The 16,407-nt window shown below is 55.5% G+C and carries 12 protein-coding genes; 8 read left to right on the top strand and 4 right to left on the bottom strand.

Going from position 1 to position 16,407, the window contains the following annotated elements; genetic code table 11:
• Positions 1 to 30 precede the first annotated feature (30 nt).
• The 3 genes from RDL66_RS04490 to RDL66_RS04480 all read right to left on the bottom strand — a co-directional run bounded on the left by RDL66_RS04490 (position 31) and on the right by RDL66_RS04480 (position 4,480).
• A complete protein-coding gene (locus tag RDL66_RS04490; RefSeq protein ID WP_295027371.1) occupies positions 31 to 294 on the bottom strand; it encodes a WhiB family transcriptional regulator in 264 nt (87 codons plus the stop codon).
• 136 nt (positions 295 to 430) lie between these two features.
• The gene (locus RDL66_RS04485; protein ID WP_308535493.1) at positions 431 to 3,703 is read right to left on the bottom strand and encodes an FtsK/SpoIIIE domain-containing protein; all 3,273 of its coding nucleotides are present in this window, start codon (positions 3,701 to 3,703) and stop codon (positions 431 to 433) included.
• Positions 3,704 to 3,883: 180 nt separating this feature from the next.
• Positions 3,884 to 4,480, bottom strand: coding sequence for a DJ-1/PfpI family protein (locus RDL66_RS04480; protein WP_308535491.1), 597 nt, complete (start codon positions 4,478 to 4,480; stop codon positions 3,884 to 3,886).
• Positions 4,481 to 4,625: 145 nt separating this feature from the next.
• Here RDL66_RS04480 and ligA point away from each other — a divergent pair, with 145 nt between their 5' ends.
• The gene (gene ligA / locus RDL66_RS04475) at positions 4,626 to 7,007 is read left to right on the top strand and encodes an NAD-dependent DNA ligase LigA (RefSeq protein WP_308535550.1); all 2,382 of its coding nucleotides are present in this window, start codon (positions 4,626 to 4,628) and stop codon (positions 7,005 to 7,007) included.
• A 125-nt stretch (positions 7,008 to 7,132) separates the two neighbouring features.
• Here ligA and RDL66_RS04470 read toward each other — a convergent pair whose 3' ends face one another.
• Positions 7,133 to 8,455 (bottom strand): phosphatidylserine/phosphatidylglycerophosphate/cardiolipin synthase family protein, encoded by a 1,323-nt coding sequence (locus RDL66_RS04470; protein ID WP_374042904.1) that lies wholly within the window; start codon positions 8,453 to 8,455, stop codon positions 7,133 to 7,135.
• A 244-nt stretch (positions 8,456 to 8,699) separates the two neighbouring features.
• On the opposite strand from RDL66_RS04470, the gene gatC reads away from it, so the two are divergent.
• The 7 genes from gatC (at position 8,700) to RDL66_RS04435 (ending at position 16,254) form a co-directional block, all read left to right on the top strand.
• Complete coding sequence (gatC, locus tag RDL66_RS04465) at positions 8,700 to 8,996, top strand: Asp-tRNA(Asn)/Glu-tRNA(Gln) amidotransferase subunit GatC (RefSeq protein ID WP_299293579.1); 297 nt, start codon at positions 8,700 to 8,702, stop codon at positions 8,994 to 8,996.
• 2 nt (positions 8,997 to 8,998) lie between these two features.
• The gene (gene gatA, locus RDL66_RS04460) at positions 8,999 to 10,522 is read left to right on the top strand and encodes an Asp-tRNA(Asn)/Glu-tRNA(Gln) amidotransferase subunit GatA (protein ID WP_308535487.1); all 1,524 of its coding nucleotides are present in this window, start codon (positions 8,999 to 9,001) and stop codon (positions 10,520 to 10,522) included.
• Positions 10,519 to 12,018, top strand: a complete 1,500-nt coding sequence (gene gatB, locus RDL66_RS04455) for an Asp-tRNA(Asn)/Glu-tRNA(Gln) amidotransferase subunit GatB (protein WP_308535485.1) — start codon at positions 10,519 to 10,521, stop codon at positions 12,016 to 12,018. The genes gatA and gatB overlap by 4 nt, the downstream gene beginning before the upstream one ends.
• Before the next feature lie 699 nt (positions 12,019 to 12,717).
• Positions 12,718 to 14,637 (top strand): tetracycline resistance ribosomal protection protein Tet(W), encoded by a 1,920-nt coding sequence (gene tet(W) / locus RDL66_RS04450; RefSeq protein WP_308535483.1) that lies wholly within the window; start codon positions 12,718 to 12,720, stop codon positions 14,635 to 14,637.
• 50 nt (positions 14,638 to 14,687) lie between these two features.
• Positions 14,688 to 15,455 carry a class I SAM-dependent methyltransferase gene (locus RDL66_RS04445; RefSeq protein WP_002586626.1) on the top strand — a complete coding sequence of 256 codons (768 nt, stop codon included), beginning with the start codon at positions 14,688 to 14,690 and terminating at the stop codon, positions 15,453 to 15,455.
• 171 nt (positions 15,456 to 15,626) lie between these two features.
• A complete protein-coding gene (locus tag RDL66_RS04440; RefSeq protein WP_002586616.1) occupies positions 15,627 to 16,049 on the top strand; it encodes a sigma-70 family RNA polymerase sigma factor in 423 nt (140 codons plus the stop codon).
• Positions 16,042 to 16,254, top strand: a complete 213-nt coding sequence (locus RDL66_RS04435; RefSeq protein WP_002586615.1) for a helix-turn-helix domain-containing protein — start codon at positions 16,042 to 16,044, stop codon at positions 16,252 to 16,254. The genes RDL66_RS04440 and RDL66_RS04435 overlap by 8 nt, the downstream gene beginning before the upstream one ends.
• The last annotated feature ends 153 nt before the right edge of the window (positions 16,255 to 16,407 follow it).

Genomic DNA, 16,407 nt, shown 5'->3' with positions numbered 1-16,407 from the left:
CTGGGTTTGACGCCCCCAGAAGCGTGTAACTTAGAGGCTCGAAGCGCGGCGCGCACGGGCATTGCGGGCATTGCGACGCTTCAACGAACGACGCTCATCCTCGCTGGTGCCGCCCCAGACGCCGGCATCTTGGTTATTGTCCAGAGCCCACTTCAGGCAAACATCCACAACCTGGCAGGTCGCGCACACGGCCTTGGCTTCTTCAATCTGAGCCAAAGCGGGGCCGGTGTTGCCTACGGGGAAGAAAAGTTCAGGATCTACGGTTAAGCAAGCTGCTTGATCACGCCAGTCCATAATTACTCCTTAGAGTTCAGTGCAAAAGATTCGGTTAGGGATTTGTAAAACTTTTGCGTGTAACAAATTCGACTTATTAAGACTGACATCATTCGGATGCTTTTTCAAGAGTTGTAGATGAAGAATTTTTCCAAAATCACGTGATATGTGTCACATTAGCATTAGGAGGGACCAGCCCACCCACCTCGGAGCCGTCCCGATAAATCGCGGAGAATCCACCAATAACCTGGAGTTTTCGGACGAAATCCATCTCGATATCGAGATAATTTGCTACCCGGTGCCGAGCCTCGAGGGTGTTTCCTAAATGGGTCAAGGTAACTTTCCGATTGGTAAAATTTGGTAATGAGAGGGTTAAATTTCCTGACATAATCCCAGGTGAACGCAATTCTAAGAATGTTAAGTCAAACTTCAGGCTACTCTCAATAGGCTCCCATAAAATATTCAGGTTAGGGGTGTTGCGTTCAGATTTGGAGACAATGATTAAGGTATCCCGGTCGATATGTTCAATTTCAAAATCTTCCGCCTCAATTACCTGATAACCAAGACGGCGATATTCACGTTTCAACTGAGCCACCAGGGGACGCAACTCGGAGAGGCCGTCCACTACCCAGTGACGCCGCGCGGGTGAAAAGCTCAGCCAACCGCGGCGCAATGAGGACCAGCCTAACGTAACTTGCCGAGCGGCGCGGGGCATTTCTCGATGGGAAAATAATTTCGGCATCTCTGTTAGGAAAATTGCCTCACCTCTCGGGGCCGTCGGCGCATCATCAGGAGAGTCCAAATCGAGCACAGTGCCGGCCACTTCGGCTAAGCCCTCAGGGTTGGGCAGGCCGATTTGGGCGGTGGCACACATGTTTCCGATTTGCCACGCCCCGCGGCCGGGCGTTATTACGGCAGGCAATGCCTCGCTCAAACGCCCGCGCACTCCGTTCGATTCGATGCCGGCAGAATGCAAATCCACCGTATCGCGCGGACACAACACGAATTTCTCGCCAGCCAAGGCTCCCCAAGCACTATGCCCAGCATTCAAAGGAGCGGTGAAAGCCAGTGCATAGCCCCCTGCTGCGGTCTCGCTCAGCAACGTTTCCAGTCGCTTGACCCCCTGGCCCGGATAGAGCCGCTCCAACTCGTCAGCCAGCAGGTCCGCTCGGTCAATAGCCACCGCGGCTCCCTCTAAACCACGGTTAGCCGCCAAAGATATGAATTGATTGAGTTTCCACAAGTCTTTCGCCGCGAACACGGTGAGTAAACGAGAGAGCGGGGACGTCAATGGTTCGCCCAGTCCGCCCAACTGGTTCCAAAACGCTGATGGGTCGGGAGTGACGACTACCGTAGAACGACCTTGTCGGAGCCACGTCGTGCTGAGGGTGGCCAGTGCGGTGGTCCGTCCGCTGCCGGGGTTGCCGAAAATTCCCAAGCTCGTTTGGGGCAAACGCCAGGTCTGGCGAGCCTGGTGGGGGAAGTCTAGCAGGGCGAAATTGCCTGAAGGACAAGGCACAGCCAGAGGCAAATCGGGACACCAAATTTCCGGTAGGGGTGTGTTTTCGTGGCATTGTTCCCAGGCCTGGCGAACCTGATCTACACAATGGCGCACCCAGTCGGCTCTACCGCACCAGGCGGCTTGTGCCACTCCGGAGGTGAGTCCCTCCCAATACAGACGCCCCGGAATGGGCGGAAGGTCCGCCGCCCGTGTATCGCTGAGTATCTCGGTAGAGTCCTGGGCGGAACGGACCCGCAAGGCGATGCGCAGGTTGGTATTAGCCAAAATCTGTCCGTTAACCACCCCACCGGGCTTTTGCGTAGCCAATATCAGGTGCAGACCCAGCGAGCGTCCGTGCGTAGCCAAGCGAATCAGGTTTTCCAAAGTCTCGGGATGATCCGTGGCTAGGGCGCGAAATTCATCCACCACGATGAGGACTCGGGGCAGCCGTTGCCCGGTGAGCTGGTGATAATGTTCCAGGTCGCGGGCTTTAGCGCGTGACAGGATCGTCTCACGCTGCTTCAAAAACGCTTCCAGGGAAGCTAGGGCACGAGCGGTGAGCTGGGGTGTCAAGTCCGTCAGTACGCCGTGCGTGTGGGGCAGCGCGCCCAGCGCCGCAAACGCCGCCCCACCCTTGTAATCAAGCAAAATAAACCGTAGGTTGCGGGGAGAATAGTGCAACGCCAATGCCATCAGCCAGGTGGTCAGTAGCTCTGACTTCCCGGCTCCGGTTGTGCCCGCCACCAGAGCGTGAGGTCCCTCTTTCACCAAATCAACAAGCCAGGGACGTTCTGCGGTACTCACCCCGAGCTGAGCGCACAAACCTGAGGGAGGTTCCTGCCAGCTTTGGGCGATAGCCTCGGGACTGGTTTGCCACCACTGGCTCACATCTACCAGATCGGGCAGGTTTTCGGCGGGGGGTATGGCGGTCAAGCTGAGGTGCTGCGGATTGTCCCCCAGCGCGTCCATAAGAGAGCTAAACCAGGCGGCGGTGATAGCGCGGCGGCGCGGGGGCAGGTTGAGGATGCGGTGGGCCCACGGGGGAGGCGTATCAGGGGCGATGCTCATCCCGACTTCGTCGCTCTGCAAATGTGGGGTCTCGCCGGGGTTAAACACGCGAATCACCAGGATCTGTGGGGCTGTTTTTTCCGATTTTTCGCGCGGCTTGATTCCGCGCCACGGGTTGGGGTTCTTTTCGCTGAGGCGGGCCTGGCCAAACAGGATGGCTTGGGCGATGACCCAGCGGGCTTGATCCGCGCCTTTCACTCCGGTGAAACACAGCGTTTCCCCCGGTTGAATCTCTAGGACTCGGCGGCGCAGTTTTCGACCCGAAAACACCCGAATCGCGCTGACCTTTTGCGAAGGCATCACCAGGGGAGCAGCAGCGGCGAGCCACAGCTTTTCTGGGGTCGGCACCGCTAGTGCCCGTCGAATCAACACCACCAGGGCAATCGCGCCGGCGATGCCCAAAATCACCAGCAGGCGCCACCCCAGGAAAGCCCCCAAACCCAACATGAGCAGCAGTGGCAGGAACATAAACAAAGCGGTGCGTCCTGCAAATTGCCGCGGAGCTGGGGGCGGAACCAGACGAAGGTCGGACGGGCGGCGGCTCAGGCGCAAAGTGGTGTCCCCAAGTTTCAGGCGCGCCCCGGGCTTGAGACGGCAGGCACGACGTATCCGATGAGGCCAGGGCAGAGTTTTCCACATCTTGTACACAGGGGTGGACCCGGGGAACGGCAAAGCGCGCAAAGATTTTTTCGATGGCTCCAGGTGCAGATTTTGCCGCGAAACTTGCGGGTCGCTCAGCCCGCTCAGTCTGCCGAAAATCCCTGGGATTGCAGGCAGTGCCTGGCCGGAATCGGGTCCGGCGGCAACGACCCAGAGTAGCGGAGAAGTCAGGGCTGCTCGTGGCTGCAAGAAATGTTCCATACCCTCAAGTTAGAGACCCTGGCCGATTTTCGCAAACAGTTATCCACAGGCTGTGGATAACCTTGGGTGAGGAGTTGTTGATAACCCCTAAAATGTTGTGCAAAACCTGTGTAGAGAGTGGCTCTGCCCCAGAAAACCAGGGGAGCAAGTCCTCTAGCGGAGGAACCTATACCAGGGAAATCAGTGAGTTTGGTAGCAAATCTGGGCAGCGACCTGTTGCGCCTGAGCCTCGTCACGCAGCAGAGTAATAATTGCCAAAGCAAAGTCGATGGAAGACCCCAGCGCCCGCGCGGTGATAATCCGGCCGTCACGGATCAAACCGGTGTCGTTATAGTCGACATTCCCCAGGCCGTCTTGAAAACCGGGATAGACAGTGGCTTTGTGCCCATCGAGCAAACCCAGCGCACCCAATACGGTCGGACCGGCGCACACCGCCGCCAGATTCCCCTGGTGAGAACGCAAAATTTGGGACAGTTTGGCTGACGCCTTGAGATTATTCACCCCGAGCTTGCCGCCGGGAATAATCAGGACTTGTTCGTCGCTAGGAGCAAAGTTGTTGATGTGAACATCGCAAGTCAGAGGAACCTGGTGCGAACTGACGATGGTTCGCGCCTTTTCATCATCACCGGCGGCATCGTTGACCGCCACCGTTTGTATCTCGATACCCCCGCGCCGCAACAAGTCCACGACCAACAGGGCTTCACATTCTTCAACTCCATCGGCCACAAAAATACTGGCTTCCATTTCGTCTCCTCTAACCATCGGATTCAGTTTCATTTTTAAGTTTAGCTGGGGGAAGGGTTCGCGGTGGGGTCAGAATGCTAGTCCCGGCGAATTTCGAGCGCGACCGCGACAAATTTTCCCCAAACAGCGTCGGGGCGAAACTGCGGATTTTTCGCTTCCGGGTTGGCCCTAAGATGGAATCGTGAAGAAAAAAACCGCTATCCCTGAGGCTGCTTTAGCCCAGCACGCTGAACTGGTAGATCAAATCGAGGCGGCGCGCACGGACTACTACGACGAAACTTCCGAAACCGGCGTGACCCGGCTGAGTGATGCGGAATACGATGCCCTGTTCGTACAGTTACAGCTGTTGGAAGCGGCCTACCCCGGCCTGGTGACCCCGGACTCGCCAACGCAAACGGTCGGGGGCGGCGGGCAAACGGCCAGTACGGAAGGGTTTCCTCCGCATCGCCACCTACAACAGATGGGGTCTATCGACGACGTTTTCTCTTACGCCGAGGTTGACGCGTGGTGGGCGCGGGTGGACAAAAGCCTAGAAGGTCAGGATTTCTCGGTTTCCGCCGAGGTCAAGGTGGATGGGCTGGCCATGAGTTTGACCTATCTTCACGGCGCGCTCGCGGTCGGGGCTACGCGCGGGGATGGCTTCACCGGCGAGGACGTGACTGAGAACGTGAAAACCATCGCCACCGTGCCGGTGCGCCTTGGCGGTGAAAAGGTGCCGGAACTGGTGGAAATTCGCGGGGAAGTGTACCTGCCGCTGGCCGATTTCGCCGCTATGAATGCGGCTCGCGAACGGGACGGAGAAAAACTGTTTGCCAATCCGCGCAACGCCGCCACCGGCTCTTTGAAACAAAAAGATCCCGCTCAGGCGGCAAAGCGTCCCCTCGCGTTTTTAGCTCACGGGGTCGGGGAAGTCCGTTGGGCTGACCCCGGTGCGGCGGCGCATCTGGAGACCCAAGAGGACTTTTATGAGCTGTTGGAATCGTGGGGTTTGCATTCCGTGCGGGAAACCCCCGCCAGCTTGGGGCTGCCTCTGGCGGGAATGCGCTCCCTGGCTGAGATTCACACGGTCTTAGACCAGATGACGGCGCATCGCCACGATTTTGCCCATCAGATTGACGGCGTAGTGCTGAAAGTTGACAGCTTTGCGCAACGGGACGCCCTGGGGTCTACGGCGCGGGCGCCGCGTTGGGCGTGTGCTTACAAGTTTCCTCCCGAAGAGGTCCACACCCGTTTGCTGGGCATAGAGGTGCAGGTGGGACGCACCGGACGAGTCACGCCCTTCGGGGTGATGGAGCGGGTCTTGGTTGACGGCTCCTACGTTTCGCGCGCCACGCTGCACAATGCCAAAGAAGTCGCCCGCAAAGATGTGCGTCCCGGTGACACCGTCGTGTTGCGTAAAGCGGGGGACATTATTCCCGAAATTTTAGGGCCGGTAATGTCCCTTCGACCAGTGGGTTTACCCCAATGGGTGATGCCCGATACCTGCCCCTCCTGCGGGACGAGGCTCGGAGCGCAAAAGGAAGGTGACATTGACTTACGCTGCCCCAATCAGTCGGGGTGTCCGGCACAGATTACCGAGCGGCTCATTCACGTAGGTTCGCGCAACGCTCTGGATATTGAAGGCTTGGGCGAGGAAGGCGCCCTAGCGCTAACCCAGCCGGAGTTCGGGCGCGCCGACGTGGCTGCTGCTCTCGCGGCGGGGGGTCGTTGTGAGCTGGAGGACGGAACCATTGTCGCTGTTCGGCCTGGTCAGGGACTCGGCCTGGAAGCCATCGAGGACCTCTTGCCACCCGTTCAGTCCCCGGTCCTGACTTCGGAGGCGGGTTTGTTTGCTTTGCAACCTGAGGATTTGCGTGACGTAATGGTGTGGCGCGAGATGCCAGGCACGTCCGGTCGGGATTGGCAACAGGTTCGGTTCTTTTGGGCGAAACCGAAACTGTTGCCGAAAGCCGCTCAGGAAGCAACCGGGCAACGCTTCGGACCTCCCGTGGCCGGGAAAGTCGTCCAGACATTTTTTGAACAGCTACGGGCCGCGGAGTCAAAAGAACTGTGGCGGGTTTTGGTGGCACTATCCATTCGGCATCTGGGTCCGGTCGCGGCACGGACTTTAGCTCGACAGTTCGCCACAATGTCAGCTATCCGAGCCGCTAGCGTGGAACAGCTCGGTGAAGTTGAGGGAATAGGCGAGGTCATCGCCGCCTCTATTCACGACTGGTTCACAGTCCCGTGGCATCAAGAAATCGTGGATGCGTGGGAGAAAGCCGGTGTGGGAGCCAACTTAGACAGAGACACCGGAGCCAAACGAGAAGATCCGCAAACCCTGGAGGGCCTGACGGTAGTCGTAACCGGAAACGTCCCCGGCTACACTCGTGAATCCGCCCAGTTAGCGGTAGAGGCCCGCGGAGGGAAAGCGACCAGTTCGGTATCGAAAAAAACTGACCTAGTCGTGGCCGGCGCCGGCGCGGGGTCCAAACTGGCCAAAGCCCAGGCGCTGGGCATCCCCGTCATTGAGTCTGCCGACTTCGATAACCTGCTGGAAAAGGGCATATCCAGAACCTAATGGAATCCACCGCTTGGCGACGTTTCGGGCTGCCTCGTGGGCAGTTGGTTTTTGGGTGCGGGTTGCTAACCGTGGACAGTCTCAGCGGAGTGCTGGTGTATGGGCGAAATCCCGAAAACGCAGCTCTACAAAACCGAGCCGAGGGGGCGCAGCAAACGCTCAATAACCCGATTGACCACGGGGCGTTCTTCCCACTGCTCCAGAGTTAGCTGACGAGCGTTGGTGAGGTCATTGAGAAAAACCTGTTCCATCTGGTCGGCCAGGTCGGTGGAAAAAATCTCCATATTAATTTCATAGTTGCCGGTCATGGACAGGCGGTCAATGTTTGCGGTTCCAATCGTGGTCCAGCATCCGTCGGCGGTGGCGGTCTTGGCGTGAACCATAGCCTCCTGGTAGAGCCAGATTTCCACCCCGGCTTCCAACATCGGGGAATAATATGAGCGAGCCACCCAGTCAGCCGCAATATGGTTGGACGTTTCCGGCATCAAAACTTTGATATCCACTCCGCGCCAAGCCGCCGCGATGAGTTCCTCCAAAATATCCCGATCCGGGATGAAGTAAGCCTGAGTTATCCAAAACCGCTTTCGAGCCTTGTTTAACGCTTTGATGTACAGGCCACGGACCGGGAACAGCAAACGGTTCGGTTCGTTGCGAGCCACCTCGATCTCAGGAATCCAGTGGCGGGGTTTAAATTGGGGCAGCTTGGGCAGATGCCGGGTTTTATGGGCATTCCAAAAATCGGTGAAAGCGTCGGTCAGTTCCCACACCGACGGGCCGGTCATGCGCAGGTGGGTATCGCGCCACTGAGTCGCATAGAGCGAACCGATGTTATACCCGCCGATAAAGCCAATCTTGTTGTCAACGGTGAGGATTTTGCGGTGGTCGCGCCCGGTGGAACGCAGCGAGAGAAAGAACGAACGAAACAGCCCGAAACGCAGAACATGCAGGTGATGCAGGCGAGGAAAGCGGGTCATGGCGGGAGGAACATTGATGTTACCAAAAGCGTCCCAAATAATAAAGACCTCAACCCCGCGCTTGGCGGCATCAATCAAAGCCTCTTTGAACAAGTGCCCGATTTCGTCATTTTTCCAAATGAAAGTCTCAAAGAAAACGTGAGATTGCGCCGAACGGATGGCTTGCAGCATCGCGGTGTACACCTCAATTCCGGAGGTGTAGACCTGCATTTTGTCATCGGCAAAGGTGATTTCGGGCAGTTGGGTTACCGGGAAAGGCTTGACGGTGGACTGGCGCCAGGTTCTCAGGGTATCGATGACGACCGTAATCGCCCCGGCGATGAGTTCAAACAGCAGGAACCCACCGAAAATTCGCGCCAACACCCTGGGCAACTGCTGCGGAGTCTTCACCGCCAGTTCCGAAAGGCGGGTAAAGAAACGGGCGATTCGGCGGAAGGCCTCACCGCGCGGCTTCGCACTACCACGACTGTGCATTCCGTGTTGCAGTTCTCCCGCTCGTTTGCCCATATTTGTATTCCTTTCCCACTAACAGTGTAGTGGACGCAATCCCAGTGCCACCAGCGTGTCAGGGCACAAGCCCGAAAAGGCTTTCCTGGTTCCCCACGGCTTTATCGTTGTCCTCCACCAGTTTTACCATCTGGGCAGGGTGCGGCGAAGCGGCGGCGCCGCAGACCGCAAGGGTTAACCGCCACGCTGGATTTTCGTTAGACTCTAAGGTATGTCGACTATTGATGCTGATGAAGTGAGGCGCGTCGCTGGCTTGGCCCGAATTGCGCTGACCGAGGAAGAAATCCAAAAATTCGCTGCTGAACTGGACGTGATTACCCAGGCGGTGGCGAAAGTAAACGAGGTAGCGAAACCGGATATTCCGGCGACTTCGCACCCGATTCCGCTCACGAATGTGTGGCGTGAGGACGAGGTGGGTCAATGCCTCGACCACGATGAAGTACTCCAAGCCGCCCCGCAGCCAGACCGCGGGATGTTCGGCGTACCCAAGATTATCGGGGAGGAGTAAAGATGAGTAACACAGAACTTTACCTGTTGTCTGCCCACGATTTGGCCGCGAAGCTGGCGGCCAAAGAGGTCACCAGTGAGGAACTGGTGCGGGTGTTTGCCGACCGGATTGAACACCTCGATAAGGACATCCACGCTTTCCTGTTTGTTGACGTGGAAGGGGCGCTGCAAACCGCTAAAAAGGTTGACGCGGACCGCGCCGCCGGCGTGAAACTGCATCCTTTTGCGGGCGTGCCAATCGCTATCAAAGACAATATGGTGCAGCGGGGTAAACCCACCACCTGCGCTTCAAAAATCCTGGAAGGCTGGCTGCCGCCCTATGACGCCACCATCGTGCTAAAGCTCCAGGAGGCAGGACTGCCTATCCTGGGCAAAACCAATATGGACGAGTTCGCCATGGGGTCGTCTACCGAGCACTCGGCTTTCGGCCCGACCCGCAACCCGTGGGATTTGGAGCGGATTCCGGGCGGATCAGGCGGTGGTTCGGCCGCGGCGGTGGGAGCCTTCATGGTGCCGTGGGCGCTGGGCTCGGACACTGGCGGTTCCATTCGTCAACCCGGAGCTGTCACCGGTACCGTCGGCGCGAAACCGACCTACGGTGCGGTGTCCCGCTACGGTTTGATTGCGATGGGGTCCTCCCTGGACCAGATTGGCCCGGTCACTCGTGACGTACGCGATGCGGCGGCGCTTCAGATGATTATCGGGGGGCACGATCCGCTTGATTCCACCTCTTTGGACGAGCCGGTACCGGACATTACCGGGGCGCTGGCCGACATTGGCACAGATGCGACCGGTTTGCGCGTCGGGGTCGTCAAACAGCTGCAAGGCGAAGGCTACCAGGCCGGGGTGTTGCAGCGTTTCCAGCAGGCTGTGGAGCGTCTGCAAAAGGCGGGGGCGAACGTTATCGAAGTGGATTGCCCTTCCTTTGAGTACGCTTTGGCGGCCTATTACCTGATTATGCCGGCAGAAGTGTCGTCTAACCTGGCTCGTTTCGATGGGGTGCGTTACGGTCTGCGGGTGTTGCCACAGGACGGCGAGGTTACCACGGAACGCATGATGGCGGCGACTCGTGAGGCGGGCTTCGGCGATGAAGTTAAGCGCCGCATTATTTTGGGTACTAACGTGTTATCTGCGGGTTACTATGACGCTTACTACGGTTCGGCGCAAAAGGTGCGTACTCTGCTACAGCGTGACCTGGCGGCAGCCTTTGCACAGTGTGATGTGCTGCTGACTCCCACCGCTCCGACCACCGCTTTCAAGTTTGGCGACAAGCTCGACGATCCGATGAGTATGTACCTCAACGATGTGGCGACCATCCCCGCCAACTTGGCTGGGATTCCCGGTATTTCGATTCCTGCCGGGGTGGCCCCGGAAGACGGTCTGCCCGTGGGGGTGCAGGTGCTGGCTCCCGCCCGCGGGGACGTCACCATGTATGAGGTGGCAGCCCGGATGGAAGCCCAACTGGCAAAGTCTAGTGAGCCGATGCCGCCCTGCCCGGCCGCGGCATGGAAGGAGGGCGCAAAATGAGCGACAAATTGATGAGTTACGAAAAGGCTACCGAACGTTTCGATCCCGTTTTGGGGTTGGAGGTTCACGTTGAGCTGGGCACGAAAACCAAGATGTTCGACGCGGCTCCCAATACTTTCGGGGGCGAACCGAACACAAACATTACCCCGGTTTCCCTGGGGTTGCCCGGATGCTTGCCGGTGGTGAACAAGCGTGCCGTGGAGTACGCGATTCGTATCGGTTTGGCGCTGAACTGCCAAATCGCCGAGTACTGCCGGTTCGCGCGGAAAAACTATTTCTATCCCGACCTGACTAAGGCATTCCAGACCTCCCAATATGATGAGCCAATCTGTTACGACGGCTGGCTCGATGTCGAGTTGGAGGACGGTAGCGTGTACCGGGTGGAAATTGAGCGTGCCCACATGGAGGAAGACGCCGGCAAGAACACCCATATCGGCGGGGAGGACGGCCGTATCCAAGGAGCGGATCACTCCCTGGTGGACTACAACCGCGCCGGAGTACCGCTGGTAGAAATTGTTACCAGACCCATCACCGGGACCGGGAACCGCGCCCCCGAGGTTGCCGCCGCTTATGTGCGTACCTTGCGGGATATTTTCCGGGCTATCGGGGTCAGTGAAGCCCGGATGGAACGCGGCAATGTGCGCGCAGACGTGAACGTGTCTTTGCGCAATAAACCGGAGGACCCGATGGGAACCCGCACGGAAACCAAGAACGTGAACTCCTTTCGAGGCATCGAGAAAACCGTGCGCTACGAGATGCGTCGCCAGGCGGCAATCCTTGCCGAGGGCGGCAAAATCGTCCAGGAAACCCGCCACTACCACGCGGTGGACGGGACAACCTCTTCGGGCCGTGAGAAATCCGATGCCGAGGATTACCGTTACTTCCCCGAACCGGATTTGGTGCCATTGGCGCCGAGCCGGGAATGGGTGGAAGAAATCCGCCAGACCCTGCCCGAACTTCCTGCCGTGAGGCGCAAGCGCCTGCAGGGCGATTGGGGATTCACCGACATCGAAATGCGCGACATTGTCAACGCCGGCGCGGTGGACCTCATTGAAGAAACGGTTTCAGCCGGAACCGACGCGGGCGGGGCCCGCAAGTGGTGGATGGGCGAAATCGCGCGTTTGGCAAAGGGCGAGGAAAAAGACCTGGAGGAAATGGCGATTACTCCCGCCCAAGTGGCCGAACTGCAAAGCCTGGTTGAGGACGGCAAGATTAACGACAAGTTGGCCAAACAGGTTATCGCTGGCGTGCTGGCAGGCGAGGGCAATCCCGGTGAAGTCGTGAAGGCACGTGGCTTGGAGGTCGTTTCTGACACGGGCGCTTTGGAAACTGCTGTGAAGCAGGCGATTGCTGATAACCCGGATGTCGTCGAAAAGATTAAAGGCGGCAAGATGGCGGCTATCGGTGCGCTGATGGGCCCGGTTATGAAAGCCACCCGCGGTCAAGCCGATGCCGGAACGGTAAAGTCCCTGATTATGAGCGAACTCGGACTGTAACCGAATCCGATTTCACCTTTAAATGTTTTGTTCCCGAACCAAATGCTCATGTACGGTAAGGAAGCAAGCAACCGAAAACAAGAGATAGACCGCCAGCACTACACTATTCCGAACCAAAGACCAAAAGATAAGCATTGTGGGAAAATCTAAACTTTTGGATTTTCCTACAATGCCAACTACGGCGGAATCCCTCCCACTCCTTATATCTTTCTGTATACATTGAATTTGTATTTAGTAAAATGCAGACAACACCACGGATCGGCTTTTGGTTGGACAATTCCAACCAAACACCACAGCAGACAGCAGAAAACATTCTGAACGCTAGGAAGCCGGTATGATTGTTACATATAAGGGGAAGAAAAATTTCTTTTAGGTACTTGCTTTCCTAAAACTGATGTGATACAATGATTTAATCCAGAAAAGGAGTAAAAAATATGCGGCAAGGTATTCTTAAATAAAACTATAATCAAATAGTGGGAACAAAGGATTATGATAGCTCCTTTTGTAGGGGCTTAGTTTTTTGTACCCAATTTAAGAATACTTTTGCCTTATCAATTTTGACATATCCCCAAAAACAGCAATCACAAACAGGTGTATGCTGTATATGTGTATGTCCGCAACTTATAATCCCCAGTGGTAAAAGTATTTTACTGCTGGGGATTTTTATGCCCTTTGGGGCTGTAAAGGGAGGACAATCACATGAAAATAATCAATATTGGAATTCTTGCCCATGTAGACGCTGGAAAGACGACCTTGACGGAGAGCCTGCTATATGCCAGCGGAGCCATTTCAGAACCGGGGAGCGTCGAAAAAGGGACAACGAGGACGGACACCATGTTTTTGGAGCGGCAGCGTGGGATTACCATTCAAGCGGCAGTCACTTCCTTCCAGTGGCACAGATGTAAAGTTAACATTGTGGATACGCCCGGCCACATGGATTTTTTGGCGGAGGTGTACCGCTCTTTGGCTGTTTTAGATGGGGCCATCTTGGTGATCTCCGCTAAAGATGGCGTGCAGGCCCAGACCCGTATTCTGTTCCATGCCCTGCGGAAAATGAACATTCCCACCGTTATCTTTATCAACAAGATCGACCAGGCTGGCGTTGATTTGCAGAGCGTGGTTCAGTCTGTTCGGGATAAGCTCTCCGCCGATATTATCATCAAGCAGACGGTGTCGCTGTCCCCGGAAATAGTCCTGGAGGAAAATACCGACATAGAAGCATGGGATGCGGTCATCGAAAATAACGATGAATTATTGGAAAAGTATATCGCAGGAGAACCAATCAGCCGGGAAAAACTTGCGCGGGAGGAACAGCAGCGGGTTCAAGACGCCTCCCTGTTCCCAGTCTATCATGGCAGCGCCAAAAATGGCCTTGGCATTCAACCGTTGATGGATGCGGTGACAGGGCTGTTCCAACCGATTGGGGAACAGGGGGGCGCCGCCCTATGCGGCAGCGTTTTCAAGGTTGAGTACACCGATTGCGGCCAGCGGCGTGTCTATCTACGGTTATACAGCGGAACGCTGCGCCTGCGGGATACGGTGGCCCTGGCCGGGAGAGAAAAGCTGAAAATCACAGAGATGCGTATTCCATCCAAAGGGGAAATTGTTCGGACAGACACCGCTTATCAGGGTGAAATTGTTATCCTTCCCAGCGACAGCGTGAGGTTAAACGATGTATTAGGGGACCAAACCCGGCTCCCTCGTAAAAGGTGGCGCGAGGACCCCCTCCCCATGCTGCGGACGACGTTTGCGCCGAAAACGGCAGCGCAAAGAGAACGGCTGCTGGACGCTCTTACGCAACTTGCGGATACTGACCCGCTTTTGCGTTGCGAAGTGGATTCCATCACCCATGAGATCATTCTTTCTTTTTTGGGCCGGGTGCAGTTGGAGGTTGTTTCCGCTTTGCTGTCGGAAAAATACAAGCTTGAAACAGTGGTAAAGGAACCCTCCGTCATTTATATGGAGCGGCCGCTCAAAGCAGCCAGCCACACCATCCATATCGAGGTGCCGCCCAACCCGTTTTGGGCATCCATAGGACTGTCTGTTACACCACTCTCGCTTGGCTCCGGTGTACAATACGAGAGCCGGGTTTCGCTGGGATACTTGAACCAGAGTTTTCAAAACGCTGTCAGGGATGGTATCCGTTACGGGCTGGAGCAGGGCTTGTTCGGCTGGAACGTAACGGACTGTAAGATTTGCTTTGAATACGGGCTTTATTACAGTCCGGTCAGCACGCCGGCGGACTTCCGCTCATTGGCCCCGATTGTATTGGAACAGGCATTGAAGGAATCGGGGACGCAGCTGCTGGAACCTTATCTCTCCTTCATCCTCTATGCGCCCCAGGAATACCTTTCCAGGGCTTATCATGATGCACCGAAATACTGTGCCACCATCGAAACGGCCCAGGTAAAAAAGGATGAAGTTGTCTTTACTGGCGAGATTCCCGCCCGCTGTATACAGGCATACCGTACTGATCTGGCCTTTTACACCAACGGGCGGAGCGTATGCCTTACAGAGCTGAAAGGATATCAGGCCGCTGTCGGTCAGCCGGTCATCCAGCCCCGCCGTCCAAACAGCCGCCTGGACAAGGTGCGCCATATGTTTCAGAAGGTAATGTAAAGATACATAATCGTCAAGACGGCAACAATCAGAAGTTATGGAGGGTAACAATGGAATATAGTAAGGAAGATTTAATGGAAGCAAAAAAGCAAATTTGGGGAGTGGGAGAGAACATGGGAACAGAGGAAAGTAAAAAAATCTGGGAGGAGAACGCACAATTTTGGGATAATGCAATGGGTGACGAATCTAATGAATTTCACAGAGAGGTAGTGCGTCCCAAAGTAACGGAACTTCTATCTCCTAATCCTGCGGATTACATTTTGGATATTGCGTGTGGCAATGGAAATTATTCTTCGTATCTTGCACAAAGAGGCGCTTCGGTTGTCGCTTTTGATTACAGCAAAAAAATGATAGAATTGGCTAAAAGACGGCAATCACAATATGCAAAACAAATTGAATTTTGTGTGGCGGATGCGACCGATAGAAAAAGTATATTAGAATTAAAAAGAAATCGAGCCTTTACGAAAGCAGTTTCTAATATGGCAATTATGGATATTACGGATATTGAACCACTTCTTATGGCTGTTTATGAACTGTTGCAGGAAAGCGGAATTTTTGTCTTTGCAACGCAACACCCTTGTTTTGTCACGTTGACTGAAAAATATATGACACCGCACAGTTACTATGATATAGCGATTGAAGGGCAACCGAAAGAGCAGATTTATTATCATCGTTCCATACAAGATATTTTTAACCTTTGTTTTAGAGCTGGATTTGTCATTGATGGATTTTATGAAGAATGTTTTAAAACCAACAAAGAAATTCCTATGGTAATGATAGTAAGGCTTAAGAAGGTAAAACGTGATAGCTTAAAATAAATTCAAGTTTGTCGGGTAAATAGCAAACCCAGCCGAGCCAGTCAACGGTCAAGATGAACGGCGCATATGCGCAGCCGTTGACAGCCCCGCCCGCCTTTGCTGGTAGGCAATCAAGGGGCGACAGCAAGAAGTGCCACCGCCCCGCACTATTATTCAGAAAGGGGAATTTCCATGACCGACCAGATAGCCTATCAAGAATATATCCAGCGCAGGTACAACGCCTTTTGCAAGACTGTTATCCGCTGTGCCGCCTTGGACAAGATTTTGAAGCTTAAACGGCAATGGGAACGGCAAGTTTCCCTTGACTATCTGATGAACGAGAAGTTTGTCCAGTTTGCCGCGTCGGAGCCGGACGAGGAATACCCATTTACCGTCTGCGGTCAGACCGTCCTGCTCTGCAACGCCGCCCTTGCCGACGCGATCTCTGTTTTGCCGGAGCAGACGCGGGAAGAAATCCTGCGCTATTACTTTCTGCGCCAGCCGCAGCGCGTGATCGGCGCGTGTATTGGCCGGTCACGCAGCACAGCGGGGCGGCATATCCAGCTTGCCTTGCAGCGGCTACGCGAAGAAATGGGGGTGAGCCGGTATGAGTAGACTTCTCCCCTATGAAACAATCCTCAAAGCCCGTGAGGGCGACCCAGAAGCCGTGAACGCTGTCCTGCTCCACTACGCCGGATATATCCGCTATTTCTCAAAAGTGAACGGGCAGGTCAACGCCGAGGTGGAGGACTATGTAAAGCAGCGGTTAATTGACTGTCAATTCAAGTTCCGGCTTGACGAACCACCGGACAAGTCATAAAAACTGAATACCAGCCGCCACCGACGCGGCCAGCGAAAGCAGTAAGTCTTGAAAAAGATTTACTGCTTTTTTTGTTGTCCGGCTCCGCTCCCGGCCATTTTGCCCCCTGCCGGTTGTAGTAGTAAGCGAGGAGGGAATTTTTCTGCCCTGGTG

The organism is uncultured Mobiluncus sp., assembly GCF_902488535.1.
Lineage (GTDB): Bacteria > Actinomycetota > Actinomycetes > Actinomycetales > Actinomycetaceae > Mobiluncus.
This window is presented reverse-complemented; position numbering and strand designations above follow the sequence as displayed.